15 protein-coding genes and 2 pseudogenes are annotated in these 21,820 nt (G+C 70.2%); 7 read left to right on the top strand and 10 right to left on the bottom strand.

All coding sequences use genetic code 11. From position 1 onward, the window contains the following. The first annotated feature begins 63 nt into the window (after positions 1-63). Together OG788_RS36550 and OG788_RS36545 are read left to right on the top strand one after the other, a co-directional pair. Positions 64-195 carry an LPFR motif small protein gene (locus OG788_RS36550; protein WP_406375303.1) on the top strand — a complete coding sequence of 44 codons (132 nt, stop codon included), beginning with the start codon at positions 64-66 and terminating at the stop codon, positions 193-195. 202 nt (positions 196-397) lie between these two features. Continuing rightward, a complete protein-coding gene (locus OG788_RS36545) occupies positions 398-2,779 on the top strand; it encodes a Tex family protein (RefSeq protein WP_406375302.1) in 2,382 nt (793 codons plus the stop codon). Positions 2,780-2,996: 217 nt separating this feature from the next. Here OG788_RS36545 and OG788_RS36540 read toward each other — a convergent pair whose 3' ends face one another. Continuing rightward, the gene (locus OG788_RS36540; protein ID WP_351543683.1) at positions 2,997-4,637 is read right to left on the bottom strand and encodes an ABC-F family ATP-binding cassette domain-containing protein; all 1,641 of its coding nucleotides are present in this window, start codon (positions 4,635-4,637) and stop codon (positions 2,997-2,999) included. A 204-nt stretch (positions 4,638-4,841) separates the two neighbouring features. Beyond that, positions 4,842-5,861, bottom strand: a complete 1,020-nt coding sequence (locus tag OG788_RS36535; protein ID WP_406375301.1) for an oxidoreductase — start codon at positions 5,859-5,861, stop codon at positions 4,842-4,844. A gap of 66 nt (positions 5,862-5,927) precedes the next feature. Between OG788_RS36535 and OG788_RS36530 the strand changes: the two genes are divergently transcribed. Next, complete coding sequence (locus tag OG788_RS36530; RefSeq protein WP_406375300.1) at positions 5,928-6,890, top strand: FAD-dependent oxidoreductase; 963 nt, start codon at positions 5,928-5,930, stop codon at positions 6,888-6,890. A gap of 50 nt (positions 6,891-6,940) precedes the next feature. Here OG788_RS36530 and OG788_RS36525 read toward each other — a convergent pair whose 3' ends face one another. Next, complete coding sequence (locus OG788_RS36525) at positions 6,941-8,899, bottom strand: Xaa-Pro dipeptidyl-peptidase (protein WP_406375299.1); 1,959 nt, start codon at positions 8,897-8,899, stop codon at positions 6,941-6,943. 181 nt (positions 8,900-9,080) lie between these two features. Between OG788_RS36525 and OG788_RS36520 the strand changes: the two genes are divergently transcribed. Beyond that, positions 9,081-10,580 carry a M1 family metallopeptidase gene (locus OG788_RS36520; RefSeq protein ID WP_406375298.1) on the top strand — a complete coding sequence of 500 codons (1,500 nt, stop codon included), beginning with the start codon at positions 9,081-9,083 and terminating at the stop codon, positions 10,578-10,580. A gap of 195 nt (positions 10,581-10,775) precedes the next feature. Here OG788_RS36520 and OG788_RS36515 read toward each other — a convergent pair whose 3' ends face one another. The 3 genes from OG788_RS36515 to OG788_RS36505 all read right to left on the bottom strand — a co-directional run bounded on the left by OG788_RS36515 (position 10,776) and on the right by OG788_RS36505 (position 14,224). Then, the gene (locus OG788_RS36515; RefSeq protein ID WP_406375297.1) at positions 10,776-11,699 is read right to left on the bottom strand and encodes an adenosine kinase; all 924 of its coding nucleotides are present in this window, start codon (positions 11,697-11,699) and stop codon (positions 10,776-10,778) included. 141 nt (positions 11,700-11,840) lie between these two features. Continuing rightward, complete coding sequence (locus tag OG788_RS36510) at positions 11,841-12,320, bottom strand: macro domain-containing protein (RefSeq protein ID WP_406375296.1); 480 nt, start codon at positions 12,318-12,320, stop codon at positions 11,841-11,843. A gap of 68 nt (positions 12,321-12,388) precedes the next feature. Beyond that, on the bottom strand, positions 12,389-14,224 hold the full coding sequence (locus tag OG788_RS36505) for an AMP-dependent synthetase/ligase (protein WP_406375294.1): 1,836 nt from the start codon (positions 14,222-14,224) through the stop codon (positions 12,389-12,391). 58 nt (positions 14,225-14,282) lie between these two features. On the opposite strand from OG788_RS36505, the pseudogene OG788_RS36500 reads away from it, so the two are divergent. Further along, positions 14,283-15,087: pseudogene (locus OG788_RS36500) on the top strand (MerR family transcriptional regulator). A 56-nt stretch (positions 15,088-15,143) separates the two neighbouring features. On the opposite strand, the pseudogene OG788_RS36495 reads toward OG788_RS36500, so the two are convergent. Continuing rightward, a pseudogene (locus OG788_RS36495) lies at positions 15,144-15,551 on the bottom strand (zinc ribbon domain-containing protein); the annotation flags it as partial. A 191-nt stretch (positions 15,552-15,742) separates the two neighbouring features. After that, entirely contained in the window at positions 15,743-16,663 is a 921-nt protein-coding gene (locus OG788_RS36490; RefSeq protein ID WP_406375293.1) for an MBL fold metallo-hydrolase, read from the bottom strand. 687 nt (positions 16,664-17,350) lie between these two features. Here OG788_RS36490 and OG788_RS36485 point away from each other — a divergent pair. Then, positions 17,351-17,932 carry a hypothetical protein gene (locus OG788_RS36485; protein ID WP_406375292.1) on the top strand — a complete coding sequence of 194 codons (582 nt, stop codon included), beginning with the start codon at positions 17,351-17,353 and terminating at the stop codon, positions 17,930-17,932. Between the two features lie 203 nt (positions 17,933-18,135). Here the strand turns inward: OG788_RS36485 and OG788_RS36480 are convergent, their stop codons facing one another. Continuing rightward, positions 18,136-18,618, bottom strand: a complete 483-nt coding sequence (locus OG788_RS36480) for a hypothetical protein (protein WP_406375291.1) — start codon at positions 18,616-18,618, stop codon at positions 18,136-18,138. A 389-nt stretch (positions 18,619-19,007) separates the two neighbouring features. On the opposite strand from OG788_RS36480, the gene OG788_RS36475 reads away from it, so the two are divergent. Continuing rightward, positions 19,008-19,349 carry a hypothetical protein gene (locus tag OG788_RS36475; protein WP_406375290.1) on the top strand — a complete coding sequence of 114 codons (342 nt, stop codon included), beginning with the start codon at positions 19,008-19,010 and terminating at the stop codon, positions 19,347-19,349. 22 nt (positions 19,350-19,371) lie between these two features. Here the strand turns inward: OG788_RS36475 and OG788_RS36470 are convergent, their stop codons facing one another. Continuing rightward, complete coding sequence (locus tag OG788_RS36470; RefSeq protein ID WP_406375289.1) at positions 19,372-21,732, bottom strand: arylsulfatase; 2,361 nt, start codon at positions 21,730-21,732, stop codon at positions 19,372-19,374. Between the last annotated feature and the right edge of the window lie 88 nt (positions 21,733-21,820).

Here is a 21,820-nt window from a genome sequence, read left to right as displayed (position 1 = left end):
GCGAGGGTTGAGGTACCCGGACGTCTCCCGGCCCTCCGTGCCGGGAGACGAAAGGGGAGATACATGCTGCGTGCCATGGCGGACGTGCTGCGGCAGATCGGCGGGGCCATCGCCACGGTCGTCACACTGCCGTTCCGGGCCCTGGCCCGGCTCTTCGGCGGGGCCTCGCGCTCAGGGCGGGCCCGCGGGGCCTGAGGAACATGGCCCTCGGCGGCCGAGGGACACGGTCACCCGCAGGAACCGAGCGGCACGGAATGCCGCGGGTCCCGCGGGATTCCGTGTCCCTGGGGCCCGACCCGCGGCGCGCGCCCCCTTCGAGAACCGCCCTGATCCCCCGTTGTCCGTGTCACCTGCCACAATTGCCGCGCAACCTCAGTGGAGAAGGCGGTACGGGATCGTGACGACACCCCTCGTAGGGTCCATCGAAGGCAGGATCGCCGAGGAACTCGGCGTACGGGAACGGCAGGTCAAGGCCGCCGTCGACTTGCTCGACGGCGGGTCGACGGTTCCCTTCATCGCCCGCTACCGCAAGGAAGCGACCGAGATGCTCGACGATGCGCAGCTGCGCACCCTCGAGGAGCGGCTGCGCTATCTGCGGGAACTGGAGGACCGGCGCGCCGCGATCCTCGACTCGGTGCGCGAGCAGGGCAAGCTCAGCGCCGAGCTCGAGGCGCAGATCAGGGCCGCCGAGACGAAGGCGCGTCTCGAGGACATCTACCTGCCGTTCAAGCCCAAGAGGCGTACCAAGGCGCAGATCGCGCGCGAGGCGGGCCTGGAGCCGCTGGCCGACGGCCTGCTCGGCGACGCGACGGTCGACCCGCTCGCCGCCGCGGCGGCCTTCGTCGACGCCGACAAGGGCGTCGCCGACCCGCAGGCCGCCCTGGACGGCGCCCGGTCGATCCTCACCGAGCGGTTCTCCGAGGACGCCGACCTGATCGGCGAGCTGCGCGAGCGCATGTGGGTGCGCGGACGGCTCGCCGCCAAGGTGCGCGAGGGCAAGGAGGAGGCGGGCGCCAAGTTCGCCGACTACTTCGACTTCGCCGAGCCTTTCAAGGCGCTGCCCTCGCACCGCATCCTCGCCATGCTGCGCGGCGAGAAGGAGGACGTCCTCGATCTCGTCCTGGAGCCGGAGGAGCCCACCGAAGGGCCTTCGTCGTACGAGGGGATCGTCGCCCACCGTTTCGGGATCGCCGACCGCGGCCGTCCCGGCGACAAGTGGCTGACGGAGACCGCGCGTTGGGCCTGGCGCACCCGCATTCTCGTGCACCTCGGCATCGACATGCGCCTCAGGCTGCGCACCGCCGCCGAGGACGAGGCGGTGAACGTCTTCGCGGCCAACCTGCGGGACCTGCTCCTCGCCGCCCCGGCGGGCACGCGCTCGACACTGGGCCTGGACCCCGGTTTCCGTACGGGCGTGAAGGTCGCCGTCGTCGACGCGACCGGCAAGGTCGTCGCGACGGACGTCATCCACCCGCACGTCCCGGCCAACCGGTGGGACGAGGCGATCGCCAAGCTCGCCCGGCTCTCCAAGGAGCACGCGGTCGAGCTGATCGCGATCGGCAACGGCACGGCGTCCCGCGAGACCGACAAGCTCGCCGGTGAGCTCATCACCAAGCACCCGGAGCTCGGCCTCACCAAGGTGATGGTGTCGGAGGCGGGGGCGTCGGTGTACTCGGCGTCGGCCTTCGCCTCACAGGAGCTGCCCGACATGGACGTGTCGCTGCGCGGCGCCGTCTCCATCGCACGCCGGCTCCAGGACCCGCTGGCCGAGCTGGTCAAGATCGACCCGAAGTCGATCGGTGTCGGGCAGTACCAGCACGACCTGTCCGAGGTGAAGCTGTCCCGGTCGCTGGACGCGGTGGTCGAGGACTGCGTGAACGGCGTGGGCGTGGACGTGAACACCGCCTCCGCCCCGCTGCTGGCCCGGGTCTCCGGCATCACCTCCGGCCTCGCCGAGAACATCGTGTCGCACCGTGACGCCAACGGTCCCTTCACCTCCCGTACGGCTCTCAAGAGCGTGGCCCGGCTGGGGCCCAAGGCGTACGAGCAGTGCGCGGGCTTCCTGCGGATCCGGGGCGGGGACGACCCGCTGGACGCGTCGAGCGTGCACCCCGAGGCGTACCCCGTGGTGCGGCGGATGGTGAAGACGGCCGGCAATGAGGTCGCGTCGCTGGTCGGCAACACGGGTGTGCTGCGCTCGCTGAGGGCGGCCGACTTCGTCGACGAGAAGTTCGGTCTTCCGACCGTCACGGACATCCTGAAGGAGCTGGAGAAGCCGGGGCGCGACCCGCGACCCGCCTTCAAGACGGCCACCTTCAAGGACGGCGTCGAGAAGATCTCCGACCTGGCGGCCGGGATGGTTCTGGAGGGGGTCGTCACGAACGTGGCCGCGTTCGGCGCGTTCGTGGACATCGGCGTCCACCAGGACGGGCTCGTGCACGTCTCGGCGCTGTCGAAGACCTTCGTCAAGGACCCGCGGGACGTCGTGAAGTCCGGCGACATCGTCAAGGTGAAGGTCCTGGACATCGACATCCCGCGCAAGCGGATCTCGCTGACGCTCCGGCTGGACGACGAGGCGGCCGCCCCGGACGCCGAGGGCGGCGGTCGTCCCCAGCGGGGCGGGCGCCCGCCCCAGCAGCGTGGACAGCGGCAGGGCGGTCGCGGAGGCAGCGGCGGCGGGGGCGGCGGCTCCCGGCAGGCTCCGCCACCGGCGAACAGCGCCATGGCGGACGCGCTGCGACGCGCGGGCCTGACCGACCCCAAGCGGGGTCGGGGCTGAGACGGAAGGGCGGCTCCCCGCGGCGAAAGCCGACGGGGAGCCGCCCTCTTTCGGCTGGACCGAGGGGCCGGTGTCGTTGACGGCTTTCGGGTGGACCGAAGGGGCGGCTGCCGTTGACGGCTTTCGGGTGGACCGAAGGGGCGGCTGCCGTTGACGGCTTTCGGCTGGACCGAAGGGGCGGCTGCCGTTGACGGCGGCGGCCCCTTCCGGGTCCGTGTCAGCGCTCCGTCACCTTGCCGTCCGCCACCTCCAGGCGGCGGGTCGTGCGGACCGCGTCCAGCATGCGGCGGTCGTGGGTGACCAGCAGGAGGGTGCCCTCGTAGGTGTCCAGGGCCGATTCCAGCTGCTCGATGGCCGGGAGGTCGAGGTGGTTGGTCGGCTCGTCCAGGACCAGCAGATTGACACCCCGGCCCTGGAGCAGGGCGAGCGCCGAGCGGGTGCGCTCTCCCGGCGAGAGGGTGGCCGCCGGGCGCAGGACGTGGTCCGCCTTCAGACCGAACTTGGCCAGCAGCGTGCGGACTTCGGCGGGTTCCGTGTCCGGGACGGCCGCGCCGAACGCGTCCAGCAGTGACTCGGAGCCGTGGAAGAGCTTGCGGGCCTGGTCGACCTCGCCGACGACCACGCCGGAACCCAGCGTGGCGTGGCCGGAGGACAGCGGGACCCGGCCGAGCAGGGCGCCCAGCAGGGTCGACTTGCCGGCGCCGTTCGCGCCGGTGACGGCGACCCGGTCCGCCCAGTCGATCTGGAGCGTCGCGGGACCGAAGGTGAACTCCCCGCGCCGCACCTCCGCGTCCCGCAGGGTGGCGACCACCGCGCCCGATCGCGGGGCCGCCGCGATCTCCATGCGCAGTTCCCACTCCTTGCGCGGCTCCTCGACGACGTCCAGCCGCTCGATCATGCGCTGCGTCTGCCGGGCCTTCGAGGCCTGCTTCTCGCTGGCCTCGCTGCGGAACTTGCGGCCGATCTTGTCGTTGTCGTTGCCCGCCTTGCGCCGCGCGTTCTTGACGCCCTTGTCCATCCAGCCGCGCTGCATCTGCGCGCGGCCTTCGAGGGCGGAGCGCTTGTCGGCGTACTCCTCGAAGTCCTCGCGGGCGTGCCGGCGGGCCGTGTCGCGCTCTTCGAGATAGGCCTCGTAGCCACCGCCGTACAGCGTGATCTGCTGCTGCACCAGGTCGAGTTCGAGGACCTTGGTGACCGTGCGGGTGAGGAACTCGCGGTCGTGGCTGACGACGACGGTCCCGGCGCGCAGGCCGGAGACGAAGCGCTCGAGGCGCTCCAGACCGTCCAGGTCGAGGTCGTTCGTCGGCTCGTCGAGCAGGAAGACGTCGTAGCGGGACAGGAGGAGGGAGGCGAGTCCGGCCCGGGCGGCCTGGCCGCCGGACAGGGACGTCATCGGCTGGTCGAGACCGACGCCGAGCCCCAGGGAGTCGGCGACCTCCTCGGCTCGTTCGTCGAGGTCGGCGCCGCCGAGGTCGAGCCAGCGCTCCAGGCTGGTCGCGTAGGCGTCGTCGGAACCCGGCGCTCCGTCGACGAGCGCCTGCGTCGCCTCGTCCATCACCCGCTGGGCCTCGTCGACGCCGGTACGGCGCGCGAGGAAGTCCCGTACGGTCTCGCCCTCCCGCCGCTCCGGCTCCTGCGGCAGGTGTCCGACGGTGGCGGTCGGCGGGGAGAGCCGCAGCTCGCCCTGTTCCGGGGCGAGGAGGCCGGCGAGCAGCCGCAGCAGCGTGGACTTGCCCGCGCCGTTGGCGCCGACGAGCCCGATCACGTCGCCGGGCGCGACGACGAGGTCGAGTCCGGCGAAGAGCGCGCGGTCGCCGTGTCCGGCGGTGAGGTTCTTGGCGACGAGAGTGGCAGTCATCAGGGAGCCGATTTTAACGGCCCGCGGGTTCGCTCCGCGCCGCCGATCCCCGGGGTCCGGGCCGCCCTCGGCCACCCACGCCCACGGCCTCCCGTACGACCAGGCCCACGGCCCCCTGACCTCCGCCCACGGGCCTCCCGGAGCGCCCGGCTCCACGGCTCTCCGGCCACCGCCGCCGGAGGCCCCTGGTCAGTGGACCGGCGGTCAGGGGGTCATCCGTTCCACCAGCACGCTCCCGGAGGTCCGTGCCACGATGAACGACTCCCCCTTCACCGCACGGGCCTCCAGCGGAATCCGGTGCCGGCCCGTTTCCAGGATGCCGTCGAACACGTCGTGCGCGTGGGTGCGCGCGAGGCGGTCCAGGCGGTAGGCGGTCAACTGGACCCGGCAGGTGGAGGTGACCTCGACGCCGGCCTCACCCTCGGCGGCGACCAGGCGCGTGAGCCGGCGCAGCTCCCGCGGGCCGCGGTCCAGGGCGTGCTCGATCTGGGCGACGAGCAGCGGAACGATCGGGGCGAGGCCCTCGACGTGGGCGACGTCGACGCCCGCGTCGCGGAAGGACTCCCTCACGGCGGCCCGTTCCGCCTCGGGGACGGCCCGGCCGAACACCACCGCGCCGTAGGCGCGCAGTTCGTCCGCCGGAACCCCCGTGGCGTCGCGGGCGATGTCGGCGCCGATACCGATGACGCGCAGGGCGGCGGCCAGCTTCGCGAGGAGGGCGACCCGGGCGCCGATCAGCAGGACGCGGCGACGGGGGCCCGGATCGCCGTCGAGCAGGGAGTTCAGAGCGCTGCGGTACTCGGCGCCATGGAAGCGGAAGGGCCCTATGCCGTGGTAGCCGTTGCGTTCCAGGTCGGCCTGTTCACCGGTCTGCCAGGCGAAGTCGCGCCAGACGTAGTCGTCACCCTCTCGTTCGATGAGCGCGGTGACGGCACCGCATTCGATGCCCTCGCACTCGGGGCATCCGTAGATGACGTGCCTGCCCCCGTCGAGCGGAGCGTCGGCCTCCAGGAGAAGGCCGCGCACCTGCGCGGTGAAGATCGCGGGCGGCACGTCGGAGGCGAGCGGGGACACCGCGTCCAGGTCGGAGAGCTGGAACAGCAGCGGGCGTCCGTCGACGACGAAGTCGACGAAGTCCCGGTGCACTTGGTAGTCACCGTTGGTGAGGACTCCACCGGCGCGCATCGCCGGTGCCAGGCCGAAGGTGGCGTACTCGGCAGACATGCTGTGAGTATCCCCAGACGGAGAGTGATGTGAGCACGGCATGACATATTCCGCTAACGTCCCGGCATGGAGAAGCCCGGGAACGGCGATGTGATCGTGGTCGGCAGCGGAGTCGTCGGCCTGACCACGGCCGTGGTCCTGGCCGAGGCCGGCAGGCGGGTCCGGGTGTGGGCGCGGGAGCCCGCCGAGCGGACCACCTCGGCGGTTGCGGGGGCTCTGTGGTGGCCGTACCGCATCGAGCCGAAGGCGCTGGCCCGTGCGTGGGCGCTCGTGTCCCTCTCCGTGTACGAGGAGTTGGCGGCGCGGCCCGGGGAGACGGGCGTACGCCTGGTCGAGGGGGTCATGGGCGAGACGCGGCTGGACGAGCTGGGGGCGTGGGCGGCCCGCGTGCCCGGACTGCGTGCGGCGACGGCCGAGGAGTACCCGGGGACCGCTCTGCGGGCGCGGCTGCCGTTGATCGACATGCCCGTGCACCTGCGCCTGCTGCGCGAGCGACTGCTGCGGGCGGGCGGGACGGTCGAGGAACGGACGGTGACGGACCTCGCGGAGGCGCGGGCGCCGGTCGTCGTCAACTGCGCGGGCCTCGGCGCCCGCGCCCTCGTCCCGGATCCGGCCGTACGGCCGGTGCGCGGCCAGCTCGTGATCGTCGAGAACCCCGGGATCCGCGAGTGGCTCGTCTCGACGGACCCGGCGGCCGGGACGACCACGTACGTCTTCCCGCAGCCGGACCGGCTGGTCCTCGGCGGGACCACCGACGAGGACGACTGGTCGCAGGTCCCCGACCCCGACGTGGCGGCGGAGATCGTCCAGCGGTGCGCGGCGCTGCGCCCCGAGGTCGCCGGAGCGCTGGTGCTCGACCACCGGGTGGGGCTGCGCCCGGTGCGCCACGAGGTCCGGCTGGAGCGCGAAGTCCTGCCGGACGGGCGGGTGTTGGTGCACAACTACGGCCATGGAGGTGCCGGAGTCACCGTGGCGTGGGGATGCGCGCGGGAGGCGGCCGGACTCGTGGGTCCGACCGCCTCCGTCTGAGAGGTGCGTTCGCCTCCGTCATCCGGCCCGTGGGCCGTCGTCCAGGTGGCTCAGCGGCTCTCTCCCGGGACGCGGAGGGCGGCGCGCGGACCGCGTACGCCGTCGAGGACGGACGCGGACGGGGCCGGGGTGGAGCCCGCCGTCGCCCGCGCGAACGCGTCGGCGCCGCCCACGAAGGGGACGTGGGCCGAGGTACGGGCCAGATCGAGGGTCAGGGTCGGTGTGGTGGAGGGCGGGTCGATGAGGTCCTTGTCGGTGCCCGCGACGATCAGCGCGAGCCGGTGGCCCGCGGGGACGATGTGGTCGGTGGCCGCCAGGTCGAGCGTGATGGTGTACGCCCTGCCCGGGGTGAGCGGGACGCCCTGGTCCGAGGCGTAGTTGCCGAGGTCGGCCCAGCCGCGGCTGAGGACCGTGTAGTCGACGTCGGCCCTGTTCGCCTGTGTCACCTTGTAGCAGGAACTGTCGCCGGTCGTGCTCGGGCCCCAGCAGGTGCGGTCGGTGAGTGTGGTGATGCCCTCGCCGGAGACGGCGTAATTGCGGATGGTGTCCGGCCCCAGGTCGACGAGTACGGCCGAGAGATGCGCCGTCGAGGTCGTGGGCGTGGCGGTGACGGTCACTTCGGACGAGCCCGAGAGCCGCAGGCCGCGGGCGAGCGGCTTGGTGACGAAACCCGCCTTGTCGGGTGTCGACTCGTCGATGTGCGCGGCCCAGTCGGTCTCGCTCGACCGCGGGTTGTCGGTGAAGGTCTCGGTTCCGGACTTCCGGTGGAGGCCGAGGGTGCCGACGCCGGCCCGCGGGCCGGTGCCCGGTCGCAGGGTCGCCGCCGCGGTGGCGCGGGGCGGCCAGACGGCGGAGGTGGCCCACTGGTCGGGGTGGCGTTCGATGTCGGCCATCGGTTCGTCGTCGATGCCGTTGTCGTAGCCGAGGAGTTCGTGGTCGAACCAGCGGTGCAGGGTGTCGGCCCAGGTGGCGCGGCGGAAGTCGAAGGGGTCGACATGGCCGGTCTGGGAGAGCCAGATCTTGCGCTCGACACCGTTCCTGGCGAGCGCGTCCCACCACTGGCCGAAGTTCTTGGCGCGGACGTTGAGGTCCTGCATGCCGTGCACCAGGAAGACGCTGGCCTTCACCTTCGCGGCGTCCTTGACGTAGTCGCGCTCGGTCCACAGGGACGTCCAGTCGCCGGTGCGCGGCGCCTCGTCGACCAGCTTCCGCTGCACGGCGGCGCACTTGGCGCGGGCGTCGGGGCTGTCGACGTAGTCGGAGAGCCAGTCGGGGCCCGAGTCGTAGAGAGGGGCGCCCTGGGCGAAGTAGTAGTCGTACCAGGAGGAGATGGCGCTGATCGGCACGATGGTCTTCAGGCCCTTGACGCCGGTGGCGGCGACGCCGTTGGCGATCGTGCCGTCCCAGCTCTTGCCGATCATGCCGGTTCTGCCGTTGGTCCAGGTGGCCTTGGCCGTAGACGCTCCGGTGCGCGTGGTGTAAGCCTTGGCCCGGCCGTTGAGCCAGTCGACGACCGCCTTGGCGGACTGGATGTCGGAGCGGCCGCCCACGTCGACGCAGCCGTCGGAGCGGTTGGTGCCGGCGAGGTCGACGCCGACGAAGGCATAGCCGCGCGGCACGAAGTAGTTGTCGTAGAAGAGCGGCATCTGGACGACGTGACCGTCCGCGTCGTACGTCTTGCGCTGGCTCTCGTTGCCGCGCCCGCAGCAGGAGTAGTACGGGCTGGCATCCATGATCACGGGGATCTTGCGTCCCTGGCGGGCGAGTTCGCGCGGCCGGACGATGTCGACGGCGACCCGGTCGCGCCTTCCGTCGCTGTCGCCGTCGAGACCGGTGTCGACCCAGACGGACTCACGGATCGCATTCTCGTACGAATAGACCGGGGTGCTCTCCCTCGGGGCCGCGTGTGCGGCGGTGGGAGCGAGGAAAGCGGCCAACAGGGCGGCAACGGCCGCCGTCGCGAGCGATCTCCAGGTCGTTAAGCGCGTGCGGCGCACTGGTATCGGCATGCGCGGAACGTACCCCGGTCAACTCCCGTGCAAAAGAGGGTCGATGAAAGGTCTCTGGGGCTGGATGACTCATGTCGGCCGAATGGCGATCGTGTGACAGGGGTGGCCGTGGACATGACCGGGGCCACAGGGACTGAATAGGCTCCGGACAACTTCATGCCCCCACGACTTGGAGCTTGACGTGCACCGCAGACTCATCGCCCCGGGCGCCCTCGCCGCCTCCCTGCTGCTGGCGATCCCGGCATCGGCGGCAAGCTACACACCGGGAGCACCGGGCATCGGCGACCCCTACTACCCGGCCTACGGCAACGGCGGATACGACGTCTCGCACTACGACCTGCGGCTCACCTACCAGCCGCGGACGGACGAACTGGAGGGCACGGCCACCCTCCTGGCGACCACCACGCAGGACCTGTCCCGGTTCGATCTGGACTTCCTGCTCGACGTGAGCGAGGTCCGGGTCAACGGCGCGAAGGCGTCGTTCGCCACGTCGGGCCAGCACGAGCTGGAGATCACGCCGGCGAAGCCGCTGGCCAAGGGCACGCCGGTCACCGTCGTCGTGCGCTACAGCGGAGTGCCGTCCACGAAGAGCGCGTACGGCTTCTCGACCTGGCACCGCACCCCGGACGGGGCGGTCGCCGCGGACGAACCCGAGTCGGCGTGGTGGTGGTACCCGAGCAACGACCACCCGCTCGACAAGGCGACCTACGACGTGTCGGTGGCCGTCCCGGACGGTACCCAGGCGATCTCCAACGGCACGCTCCAGTCGACGAGTTCACGGCTCGGCTGGACCCGCTACAACTGGCGGTCCAACAAGCCGCAGGCCACCTATCTCACCACCCTCGCGGTCGGGAAGTTCGACATCACCACCAGCACGTCCGAGGGCGGAGTCCCGGTCGTCAACGCCTACAGCAAGGACCTCGGCGACAACGACGGGGCGGCGCGCGCCAGTGTCGAGCGGACGGGGGAACTCGTCGACTGGCTGAGCGGCTACTTCGGGCCGTATCCCTTCAGTTCGGCCGGCGGGTACGTGCCCAACACCACCACCGGGTACGCGCTGGAGACCCAGACACGCGTGTACTACAGCCCGCGGCAGTTCGCGAACGGCTCCAACACCTCGGTGGTCGTACACGAGTTGGCGCACCAGTGGTACGGCGACGACGTGTCGCTGAAGGACTGGAAGGACATCTGGATCAACGAGGGCTTCGCGCGGTACGCGCAGTGGCTGTGGTCGGAGCACGAGGGCGAGGGCACGACGCGGGAGCTCGCGGACTACGTGTACGCCTCGCATCCGGCGGACGACGCCTTCTGGACGGTGGCGCCCGGCGACCCGGGGCCGGACAACCAGTTCGACATCGCGGTGTACGACCGGGGCGCGCTGGCGGTGCAGGCGCTGCGCGACGAGATCGGCGACGACGCCTTCTTCGCCGTCCTGAAGGGGTGGCCGAAGGAGCACGCGTACGGGAACGCGTCGGTCGGCGACTTCCAGAAGTACGCCGAGCAGGTGTCCGGCAGGTCGCTCGCGGCGCTCTTCGACACCTGGCTGTTCCAGCCGTCGAAGCCGGCGGCTCCGGTGGCTCGGGGTGCCGGGCTCACGGTGACCCCGGGAGCGAAGGGTGCCGTCGCCCGGCCGAAGTCGTGGAAGAAGATCGCCGCCACTGACGCGGTCCACGCCGACTGAGGTACGGCCGCCCGCCGGGTAGTCCCTGCCCGCCCTTCCCTCCGGGACGGGCGGGCAGCGGCGGTGAACGCACCGCGGTCGGGCGGCGGCCGTGAGCGAATCGCAGGTGGGGCAGCGGCCGCGAGCGATCGGTCGACCGGTGGCAGCCGTGAGCGAGCGGCGGGCCGGGCGTCGGCCGGTGGCCGGTCGCACGGCTCAGTGGCGGACGGTCTTCTCCTCCAACTCGTCCACGCGGGCGAGGAGTTCGTCGCGGCCGATGGCGTCGGCCCGGGTCGCGGGAACGGTGCAGGCATAAGCGCCGGCGATCGCGCCGTACAGGGCGCAGCGCCGGACCGGTTCGCCGGTCAGCCGGCCGAAGAGGAAGCCCGCGGCGAAGGAGTCCCCGGCGCCGTTCGAGTCGACCACGGGCGTGCGCGGCGGGACAGGCGGGACGTGGGTCAGCTCGCCGTCCGCCAGCAGGTACGCGCCCTCCGCGCCGGCCATGGCGACGACCGCCTCGGCCCGGCCCCGCTCCACGATCCGCCGCATGGTGCGCTCGGGGTCGGAGAGGGCGGTGGTGGAGACGAACACGACGTCGGCGGCGTACGCGAACGGCTCGTGGTAGGGATTCTCGCCGTCCCAGTTGTGCAGGTCGGTCGAGAGGGTCACCCCGGACTCCCGCAGCGCCTGGAGGGCGAAGGCGCACGGGTGGGTGATGGAGACGTGCGCGTGACGGCTCGCCGCAGCCAGGTCCCGCACCGTCTTCTCGGGCAGCCGGTCCCCTTCGTGCGAGCGGCTGTCGTCGTACAGGGACAGCCGGCGCCCGTCGGGGCCGACGAGATTGACCGCGCGCTTGGTGCCCGCGCGCTGGGGCACCTCGGTGAGCGGAATGCCGCGTTCGCGGTGCAGGGCGCGCACGAGGTCGCCCTCGGGGTCGTCGCCGAGCAGGTCGAGGTGGTGGGTGCGCAGGCCGAGTTCGTGCAGGCCCAGCGCGACGAAGTCTCCGGTCTGCCCGGCCCTGGTCTCGATCCCGGGACGGATCATGTAGCTGTCGGCGTACGGAAGCGGCAGTTCGGGGACGTGGACGATCGTGTCCACCCCCGCGCCGCCGAGGACGAGGACGTCGATGTCGCGGCTCATGACTCTCCCTCTCGGATCCGAGCAGCGAGTCAAGCAGGCCCGGACCATCACGGCAAGAAGTTGCAGAAACTTTCGCAACTTCCTTCATTGGCGGTCCGGTCGGCTCCGGCCGGACCGCACGCCGCCGCGTCGCCCCGCCGGTCAGTCCCCGTGGTCGTACACCGTCACCGCCAGTCCCCGGCGCACCAGCCGCTCGGCGACGAGGGGTTCGACCCGCGACCATCTGCCGCCGGCCAGGCCGCACCCGATGCGCGGCATGTGCACGGACGCGCCGAGTTCGACGGCCTTGTCCGCGAGCAGTCCGAGCGAGGCGTCGATGGCCTCGTAGCGCACGGGCACACCCTTGCTGCCGGTCCGTATCCCCCGCTGGCCCACCAGGTTGGCCACCCACACATACCGCTCGACCTGGATGAACTGGGCCGCGCCCAGGCCGAAGTCGTTGCCCGCGCGGCCACGGTGCCAGGCCCGGTACGCCGCCTCCGGCTCCGGCCAGCGGCGTGAGAGGGCCAGCACGAAGCCCTTTCCCCAGCCACCGATGTCGTTGCACACGTGGGCGATCAGCTTGACGCCCTTGGCCGACGGGACGGTGGCGTCACCCCGGACATACCTGATCTCCGACATGACACCACCGTAGAGGCCACCACTGACAGAAGCCCCGCTCCGCCGTCCATTGCGGCGGGGCCCCGCGGTCACGGCGTGTACATCTCCTCGATGACGTCCGCGTGGCGCTCCATGATCGCGCGGCGGCGCAGCTTGAGCGAGGGAGTCAGCTCACCGCTCTCCGGGCTCCACTCGCGGTCGAGCACCCGGTACCGCTTGATCTGCTCCGGGCGGCTGAGACGGGAGTTGGCCCGGTCCACCGCCTCGGCGATCGCCTCCCGCAGGGCTGCCGGATCGAGGCGGGCCGCCTGCTCGAAGTCCGGCACGAGGAGCGCCACGAGGTACGGATGTCCGTCCCCGTGCACGAAGGCCTGGCCGACGAGGGGATGCTCCTTGAGCGTGTTCTCGACGAGGGCGGGCGAGATGTTCTTGCCCGCCGAGGTCACGACCATTTCCTTCTTGCGGTCGGTGATCCAGAGAAAGCCGTCTTCGTCGAGCCGTCCGATGTCACCGGTGGCGAACCAGCCGTCGGCGTCCCGGACGTCCTCCAGCGAACCGTCGGCCCGCAGATAGCCGTCGAAGACGGTCTCTCCCCGTACGAGGATCTCGCCGTCCCCGGCGATCCGGATCTCCAGTCCGTCCAGCGGCCTGCCGACCGAGCCGAGGCGGAAGGCGGCCGGGCTGTTGGCGGTGGCCACGCCGATCGTCTCCGTCAGCCCCCAGGCGTCCATGACCGCGAGGCCGAAGCCCGCCCAGAACCGCACGACGTCCTGCGGCATCGGTGCCGAAGCGCTCGCCGTCCACTCCAGACGGTCGAAGCCGGCGAGCGCGAGGATCGGGTCGAGCACCTGCTCCTTGGCCCTGGCGTACGCCTCCCGCAGTGCGGCGGACGGCTCCTCGCCCCGCTCGCGGCAGGTCACGTGCGCGCGGGCCGTCTCCATCGCCGCCTCCACGGCCGCCCGCCGCTCCTCGGGCAGTCCGGCCAGCGCGGCCCGCACGGCGGACGCGAGCTTCTCCCACACGCGCGGGACACCGAAGAACTGCGCGGGGTGCAGCTCCCTGACGACGGCGGCCACCTCCGAGGGGTCCGCGCACAGATGGACGTGCGAGGCGCGGAACACGGGGAGGTAGATCCCGAGCATGCGCTCGGCGATGTGCGCGAAGGGCAGGTAGCAGATGTGCTCGACATGGGTGGGGAGTTCGACGAGGCGGTCGAGGGCCAGGACGTTCTGGACGACCTTGCGGTGGCTGATGCTCACGCCCTTGGGCTCGCCGGTGGTGCCCGAGGTGTAGACGACGGTGAGCGGATCGGTGGGGCGGCTCTCGTGCCAGGCCTTCTCGAACGCCTCGGAGCGGGGCGCGTCCGCGGCCGTCCCGACCGCTGCGGCCTCGGCGACGGTCCCCGGTCCGGACCCGGCGGACGCCGTGGGACGCGGGCCCCGCAGCGAGTCGTACGTGCGGTGGGTGCCCGCCTCGGACGCCTCCGCGACCACCAATCGGTCCAGGGGAACGCTGGTGTCCCCCAACAGGGTTTCCCAGCGCGGCAGTTCGCGCAGTCCCCCGACGACCGCGAGGCGGGCACGGCTGTGCCGGGCGATGTGCGCGACCTGTTCCGCGGCGGACGTGGAGTAGACGGTGACCGGTACGGCGCCCAGGTGGGTCAGCGCCAGGTCGCTCAGCCAGTGCTCGGGACGGTTGCCCATCATCATGAGGACGTGGTCGCCCCGCCCGACGCCGAGACCGGCGTATCCGGCGGCGAGTCCGGCGACTTCACGGCGCACCTCGCCCCAGGTGAGGGTGGTCCAGCCGTCCTCCGTACGCCAGGACAGCGCCGGCAGGTCGCCGTGGTCCTCGGCGTTGCGCAGCAGCAGGGCGGGGAGGGTGAGTTCGGCGGGCTCTCCCGGGAGTCTCAGGATCGTGGTCATGACCGCCTCCTGGCGCCGTCGGATCCGAGTGCCGCGCGGGCCGCGACCCGCGCCGCTCCTGGACGGACGCTTTCACAACACCGGTGAGACAGCAATACTGTTGCACCGCGCCGCCACCGGTGACCCAGGGCGCGCGGCACGACGCGAGAAGCGAGGACCTGCCCATGACGACGGACACCGAGGAGCCGACGCTCACGGTCGACGAGCTGGCCGCACGGGCGGGCGTCACGGTCCGTACGGTCCGCTTCTACAGCGCCAGGGGCCTGCTGCCGCCCCCCGTGATCGGCCCCCGCCGCGTCGGCCACTACAGCCAGGAGCACCTGGCCCGGCTCGCTCTCATCGAGGAGTTGCAGCAGCGGGGCATGACGCTGGCCGCGATCGAACGTCATCTGACGCAGCTGCCGCCCGGTCTGAGCGCGCACGAGCTCGCCATCCACCGTGCCGTGGTGGCGTCCTGGGCGCCCGACGCGACGGAGGAGGTGACCCGGGAGGAGCTGGAGCGGCGCGCCGGACGGCCGCTCGGCGAAGGGGACCTGGAGCGGCTCGCCGCGATGGGCGTCATCGAGCGGACGGGGGACTCCGTCCGGCTGGACCCAGGGCTGCTGCGGCTCGGCGCGGAGCTCCTCGACGTACCGATCGCGCACGAGACGATCCTCGCCGCACGCACCGTCCTGCTGGAGCACTCGCGGGCGGCGGCCCACGAACTGTCCGCCCTGTTGCGCGACGCGGTGGGGGAAGGGGAGTCCGTCGCGGCGGTGAAGTCCCTGTCGGCGCACATGCAGCCGCTGGTGGTGCAGGCGCTGCTCACCGCGTTCCAGCGCTCGCTGAAGGAGGAGCTGCGGGAGTGGCTCCGGGAGTCCTGAGTCCGGGGCGGCCGTCCTCGGCGGCACGAACGCTCACAATTGACATCCTCCTCGGCCTAAAGGCCGGGGATTCCAATCTGCTCCCGCCGCGGCGACGCGGTGGGTAGCTCTTGGTGGGTTCCTGTTTCGCTGCGCTGTGCGGGCACGGGTGCCCGTCTTACCTGCGCTCCACAGGCCGGCACCGCCAGTCCGGCGGCCTTGGCGACGTTGACCGCCGCGTTGATGTCCCGGTCCAGGACCGCCCCGCACGCCCCACATGTCCACATGCGGACCTTGAGGGGCTTGGGGCCGTCCTTGACGCCGCAGTGTGAGCACACCTGGGAGGTCGGCTCGAACCGGCCGATCCGGTGGAAGGCGCGCCCGTACCGGGTGGCCTTGTACTCCAGCATGGTCACGAACGCCGACCATCCGGCGTCGTGGACGGACTTGGCCAGGCGCGTGCGGGCGAGTCCCTTCACCGCCAGACCGAGGCGAGCAAGTGAAACCAGCGTCATGCACATGCAAGGCGCAACCTCCGGCATCAACCGAGGCCGGAGGAGATGCCCGCCCCGTGTCGAGTCTCAGTTGATGCTTGTCGGTTCCCAATGGCTCGTCTCGCAGCGTTGGCCGGGTAATCGACGTGCTCCGCCGATTCCAGGGGCTTACGCAGCCGAGTTCACGCAAGACCGGTGAGGGGGGCACTGGGCTGCCAGGAGACGGGCAGGACAAGGTCGACGCCGTCACGGTGCGCCAGGGGCAGCAGTCGGCCCATGGTGGTGTCGAGGTCGTCGAGCAGGTAGGGCATGGGGCGCAGTGGCCGGTCCAGGCCCAAGAAGAAGTCGTCCCAGTGCACCAGGATGACCCGCCTGGCCCCGGTCGCGGCCACCACCTCGTCCCAGTAGGTCTGAAGGAACTCGGCGGGCTGCTTGCCCAGCATGCCGACGCCCAGGTATACGACGTCGGCGTGATGACCGCGCAGCGCACCGAGCCGGTAGTTGGCGCTGGCGTGCAACAGCACGCGGCCGTAGGGGTGGGTGACGAGCACGGAGTAGGCGGTGCCGGTCTTCCAGGCACCGGCGCGAGCCGGCGGGACCAAGGGCTGGTCAACGGTACCGGGGTAGTGGTCACCCGCGCTGTGCACGGAGTCCAGGAAGGTCAGTGTGAAGCTGCCGTAGGTCACGGTGTCGCCATCGCCCACCACCCGCAAGGACGACTCGGGGACCCCCAGGCCGCGCCCGATGTTGGCGGTGGACTCCGACCCGACCAGGTCGGCGCCGGTCTCCAGCGCCCAGACCGGTGCGTCGAGGGCGTGGTCGTAGTGGGAATGCGCGCACACCACAGCGGCGAGGTTGTCCACCCGCAGCCGCTCGATGGCGGCACGGACCAGCGCACGGTTCGGGGCGATCTTGCCCATGCCCACGCGCATCATCCCCGGGCGGGTGACGAACCCGTCGCTGAGCACCGAGGTCTGCCCGTCCGACAGCAGTACTGAACTGGTGCCCAAGAAGTGAGCGCTCAGCCCCTCACGGTGCGCTGCAGTGCGCTGCTGGTAAGGCAGGTAGGGCCGCAAACTCGGGCGGCCGATCGGCACCTTCATGCGAGCATCCTCGGACCCCTGGTACAGGAGTGCCAGCTCTGGACCTCGTGTGCCCTCTCACAAACGATCGCACGGCCAAGCCGAGGCAAGCGGTGTCAAGCATCAGGTGGAGCCACAACGTCAAGCATCAACCGAGACAGGACAGACCCCCGGATCCCGACGTGATTCAAACTTTCTCTACTGGTTCAAGGGCCCGTACAAAGCGCGGGCTGGCCCCTTGGGCCCGGCCTCTCTGCGCCTTCTGCGCCGGGGCCGTGCCCCTGGGGCCGCAAGCGAGTTACGGCCCTGAGTAGAAACTGGACGAGCAAGGCCACGGTCAGAACGAGCCTCCGGCGGGGATCGGCCGGCACCGGGATGGAGGGGGCGCCGTTCGCGACCGCGGGTTCGTAGTGGCGTGCGCGGGGAGCTCCCATCCCGTCCGCCATCGACCCAGGCAGAGCCGAGCAGACGCGGCCCATGGCGTCCAGGTCGTTCGTACAGTGGCGCGCTCCACCTGGACGCCATGAACCACGCCCGCTCCACGGTGTGTGGGTCGACGGCGGACGGGATGGGAGTTGGGGATAGTGGTGGTGGAGCCGGTCGAGATGCGACGACGCCGTCGTGGGTAGGGGTGCCGAACGTAAGGATGGAACCGATGAACGGCCAGCGCCAGCAGCGCCTTATGGCGGGTCAGACAGGATGCCAGGCATGGATGCAGGACTCGCAGCTGTACTAGGTGCTGCTGTAGGAGCTATAGGCACTGGAGGTGCAGGCATCGGAGCCGCACTCCTAGCCCGCTCGCAGGCGCGCTCTCAGCTGCAGGCCGAACACACGCGAATCATCAGAGAGCCCAGGAAAGCTGCCTACATCGCGCTCGCCGAGGCAATACTCATAGATTACAACAAAATGGTCAGGGCAATTAGCTGCCTCCAGGTCGTTGCTGAAAGCAGGTATCCCGCAGCCTATGAAGACAGGATGAGGGCGGCTCAAGAGGCTTACGATTCCACACATGCGGACGACCACTCCCATGGCCATCGCTACGCACAGGTTGCCGTTGAAGGACCACCGACAGTAGCGCAGACGGCGGCCGACTGCCGGGGGGCGTTCTTGAAGTTCAAAGCCCAAGTCCATGCCTGCCTCGTCCAGTTCCAACGCGACGGCGGTGGCACCCCGGAAGCAATAGCTTCGCTGGATGAGCTGAGTCAGGAGTCCCACAGGGCGTACTTGGCTTTTGTCCACGCTGCTGCTTCAGCGATCGCTGTCGATGGGGTGAACAGCGTTGCGGAGTAGGGGCACGCTGATGCCCGCAAGACCTCGATGACCGTGCCACATTCGTGCCATAACCAGCGGGGAACCACGGGGAATCAAGGTACGCGGGGGAGACATGTCCGGGCTCCCAGCAAGACAGGGAATGCGAAGGTCAGACATGTCATCGCCCAACCTCGCTCCTAAAGCGGTGCTCAGGAGGGACGTGGAGCCGAGACCGACACGCCCTACCCTCCGATCCCGAACGGCAGCCCCTGGTGATCATCACTGAGTGAACGACGTATGGCGTTGACCAACTTCACTTGCGCCAAGGCAGGTGCCTGTCGGGCCACTTCGAATTCCTCTGGACTGAGCGGGTTGCGCAGTGGGGTGCGTTCCCCTCGTTCCACTTGGTCCAAGAAGGAGTTGATGGCACGTCCGAAGTTGTCGATCTCCGTGGCGACTTCCCTAGGGGCGACCAGGCTCACACGCAGCAAAGCCGCGCTCCACTCACCCCAGTCATAGTCCCAGCCCCGGCCATCACCGTGCGCTCGCCTAAGTTCCATTGTGAACTTGGCGTAATGGCTGAAAAGTTCCTGATAGGCAGCGAGTTGCTGGTCTCGTATCCACTGCTGGTCCTGGGCGCGGCGCGTAACGGCACCGCCAACCAGCACCCCCACGGTGGCGAGAAGGGCACCAGCGACCGTCGTCACCAAACTCTCCAGCACCACGCCCCCCTGCGTCCCGATGTCCTAGCGTTCGGGGAGACGATGTTACTGATCACAGAACCTCAGCGCGGCACCTCGATCACATCGACCGAACTGCCGGACTCCGGCTGTACAGCACAGAAGTACAGCAACCACAGCAACCGGCACCGTCCACTGGCGTCTGCTCCTAGCCGTTGAACGACTGCTATGACCGGTGGTGACTGGTCTGCATAGAGCTACGGATCAGAAGGCCTCGTGCCCCATTCGTGCCCGATTGAGCGGGGAACAACGGTGGGCCCTGGAGAAGCGTGTAGGCACACTTCTCAGCAGCCCAGATACCGCTTGAGCCTTGTGGCTCGGCCATCATGTGACAATCGAGGTCGGGCTGGTGATGGGCGAATGAGGTGGTCTCGATGGGAGTGACGGTGAGGGCAGGGGATGCCCGGGTCGTCGCGGTCCGTGCCGCGTTGGAACCGTTCGCTTGGCAGTCGTGCACCGCCGAGTTGGTCTGCCGCCGCGCGGTGGCTGCCATGGACGCGGGGCAGGCATTGCCACGCCCCCGTGGTCCGCTCAACGGGACGAACCCGCAAGCGGAGTGCGTCGACGCGCTGGTGGAGATCCTGAACGGCTACCGGTGGCGGTCGCTCACCATTGACGGGCTGAGCCGTCTGCTGGTGGGCGCAGCGCAGGCGTGGCGACAGGAGCAGGCGTGGTTCGACATCCGGCTGGGCCTGCTGCTGGACGGCATCGGCTGACCGGCAGCAGGCCCGGCCGCGGTCACTGTCGGGCCATGTGCATGCGCATCTCGCTGGGAGCGTCGACGATCAGGTCGCCGGACATGTCGACGGTGACGCTGTGCAGGGTCCCGGTGAATCGGAAGGGCGCCTGGTAGTCGGGGGTGACGGCCGATCCCGGGTTCGCGCCGCAGCACATGCCGCCCGGGTTGAAGGCGACCGGGGTCGTGAACGGCATGTCGATCTCGCCGATGAGGCGTTCGTCGACGTAGAGCTGGGCGCGGCCCGGCGAGCCCTTGCCTGCGGCGATGTCCGGGCTGCCGGTGGGCTCGAACTCGAAGCGCAGCTTGTGACGGCCTTCGGGGACGGCTTCGTCGGAGGCCACGTGGTGCAGTGTGCGCTGGACGTAGTTGTGGGCGTAGTGGAGGTGGCCGTCCTTGAGGTAGAAGGACCAGCCGCCGGCGTTGGTGCCCTGGCACAGCAGCACGCCTTCGGCGCCGCCGGGTGGGATCTCCACGTCGGCGGTGATGCTGTGCGGGCGGTTGAGGACCCGAGGAGCGACGGCGGCCGGCAGAATCTGCGTGCCGGCATGGAAGGTGTAGCTGGTCCGGTCCTCGGTGATCTGCGGGCGCTCGAGCATCATGCGCTCGAGGACGCTGCCGTCGATCGGCAGCACGTTGTACTTGCCGGCTTCCACGTACCACAGGGCGATCATCTCGATGAGCTTGCTGCGGTGTTCCTCGGCGACGTTGCGGGTCTCGGCGACATCCTCGTCGACGTGGTACAGCTCCCAATGATGGGCGTCCAAGTCGTCCAGGTCCGCCATCGCGATCGGGGCGCCGAACGGTTTGTCGGCCTCGGCGAACGAAGGGCCCGGCCAGGGACAGACCGCACGCCAGCCGTCATGGTCGATCGCGCGGTGCCCGAACATCTCGTAGTACTGAGTGCGGTGGCGGGTCGGGGCCGTGGGATCGTCGAAGGTGTGCGCGAAGCTGACCCCGTGCAGCGGGGACTGGGTGACACCCCGGATGGTCGTGGGCGGTTCGATGCCCAGCACGTCGAGCACGGTGGGCACCATGTCGATGATGTGCGCGAACTGGGAGCGGATCTCGCCACGGGCCTGGATGCCGCGGGGCCAGTGGACCAGGAACGGGTCGCTGACACCGCCACGATAGGTCTCCCGCTTCCACCGCCTGAACGGCGTGTTGCCCGCCCAGGTCCAGCCCCACGGGTAGTGGTTGAACGTCTCCGGGCCGCCGATCTCGTCGATGCGCGCCAGGCTCTCCTCCAGCGGCTCCGGCGCGTTGTTGAAGAACTGCAGCTCGTTGGTCGTGCCGGTGACGCCGCCCTCGGCACTGGCGCCGTTGTCGGAGACCACCATGACCAGCGTGTTGTCGAACTCGCCGATTTCCTTGAGGAAGTCCATCAGGCGGCCGATGTGGTGGTCGGTGTGGGAGAGGAACCCGGCGTAGACCTCCATCATCCGCGCCGACAGGCGACGTGCGTCCGGTGACAGTGACTCCCAGGCGGGCACGTCCGGGTCGCGCGGAGACATCACCGCGTCCGACGGCACGATGCCGAGCTGCTTCTGCCGGTCGAACGTACGGTCGCGGTAGGTATCCCAGCCGTCGTCGAACTGGCCCCGGTAGCGGTCTGCCCACTCCTTGGGTACGTGGTGCGGGGCGTGCGTCGCACCGGTGCAGAAGTGCAGGTGGAACGGCTTGTCCGGGGCAACCTGCTTGGCATCCGCGATGAACGACATCGCCCGGTCGGCCAGGTCCTCAGTGAGGTGGTAGCCCTCTTCCGGCGTCGCCGGCTGCTCGACCTGGTGGTTGTCGTACACCAGGTCCGGGTACCACTGGCTGGTGTCCCCGCCGAGGAAGCCGTAGAACCGCTCGAAGCCCCGTCCCAGCGGCCATCGGTCGTACGGTCCCGCGGCCGACTCGTGCTCCGAGGGCATCAGGTGCCACTTGCCGACCATGTACGTGTTGTAGCCGTGCTGAAGCAGCACCTCGGAGAGGAACCCGTTCTCGAACGGGATCTGTCCGTTGTAGCCGGGATACCCGGTGGCCAGCTCGGTGATCGCCGCCATGCCGTTGGCGTGGTGGTTGCGGCCGGTCACGACGCACGAGCGCGACGGTGAGCACAGCGCGGTGGTGTGCATGTTGTTGTACAGCAGCCCGCCCGCCGCCAGGGCGTCCAGGTTCGGAGTCTTGATCGGGCTGCCGTAGCAGCCGAGCTGACCGAAGCCGGTGTCGTCCAGCACGATGAACAGCACGTTCGGTGAGCCGGGTACCGCTCGCACCGGCTGCGGCCATGCCGGGGTGGACTCGTCGGTCGTCCGCCCGATCACTCCGGGGAACGACCGCCCCGGCTTGTACTCGTTCCAGGATTTCTGCGACATACCCGGCCTCCATTTTGCCGAGCGCGCGACCTCTTCCTGGTGGGCACTCGGCGTCTCTGCGCGATGAGGCACACCATGAGTGCACCGG

Source organism: Streptomyces sp. NBC_00647 (assembly GCF_045207245.1).
Lineage (GTDB): Bacteria > Actinomycetota > Actinomycetes > Streptomycetales > Streptomycetaceae > Streptomyces.
The sequence above is the reverse complement of the archived record's forward strand: the minus strand, read 5'-3'. Positions and strand labels throughout refer to the sequence as shown.

Bases quoted from the DNA above. Each gene is read 5' to 3' on its own strand.
- OG788_RS36525 (WP_406375299.1), bottom strand. From the start codon at position 8,899: ATGCCGATACCAGTGCGCCGCACGCGCTTAACGACCTGGAGATCGCTC.
- OG788_RS36510 (WP_406375296.1), bottom strand. From the start codon at position 12,320: ATGTCGGAGATCAGGTATGTCCGGGGTGACGCCACCGTCCCGTCGGCC.
- OG788_RS36470 (WP_406375289.1), bottom strand. From the start codon at position 21,732: ATGTCGCAGAAATCCTGGAACGAGTACAAGCCGGGGCGGTCGTTCCCC.
- OG788_RS36540 (WP_351543683.1), bottom strand. From the start codon at position 4,637: ATGACTGCCACTCTCGTCGCCAAGAACCTCACCGCCGGACACGGCGAC.
- OG788_RS36475 (WP_406375290.1), top strand. From the start codon at position 19,008: ATGGGAGTGACGGTGAGGGCAGGGGATGCCCGGGTCGTCGCGGTCCGT.
- OG788_RS36505 (WP_406375294.1), bottom strand. From the start codon at position 14,224: ATGACCACGATCCTGAGACTCCCGGGAGAGCCCGCCGAACTCACCCTC.
- OG788_RS36490 (WP_406375293.1), bottom strand. From the start codon at position 16,663: ATGAAGGTGCCGATCGGCCGCCCGAGTTTGCGGCCCTACCTGCCTTAC.
- OG788_RS36530 (WP_406375300.1), top strand. From the start codon at position 5,928: ATGGAGAAGCCCGGGAACGGCGATGTGATCGTGGTCGGCAGCGGAGTC.
- OG788_RS36550 (WP_406375303.1), top strand. From the start codon at position 64: ATGCTGCGTGCCATGGCGGACGTGCTGCGGCAGATCGGCGGGGCCATC.
- OG788_RS36515 (WP_406375297.1), bottom strand. From the start codon at position 11,699: ATGAGCCGCGACATCGACGTCCTCGTCCTCGGCGGCGCGGGGGTGGAC.
- OG788_RS36485 (WP_406375292.1), top strand. From the start codon at position 17,351: ATGGATGCAGGACTCGCAGCTGTACTAGGTGCTGCTGTAGGAGCTATA.
- OG788_RS36535 (WP_406375301.1), bottom strand. From the start codon at position 5,861: ATGTCTGCCGAGTACGCCACCTTCGGCCTGGCACCGGCGATGCGCGCC.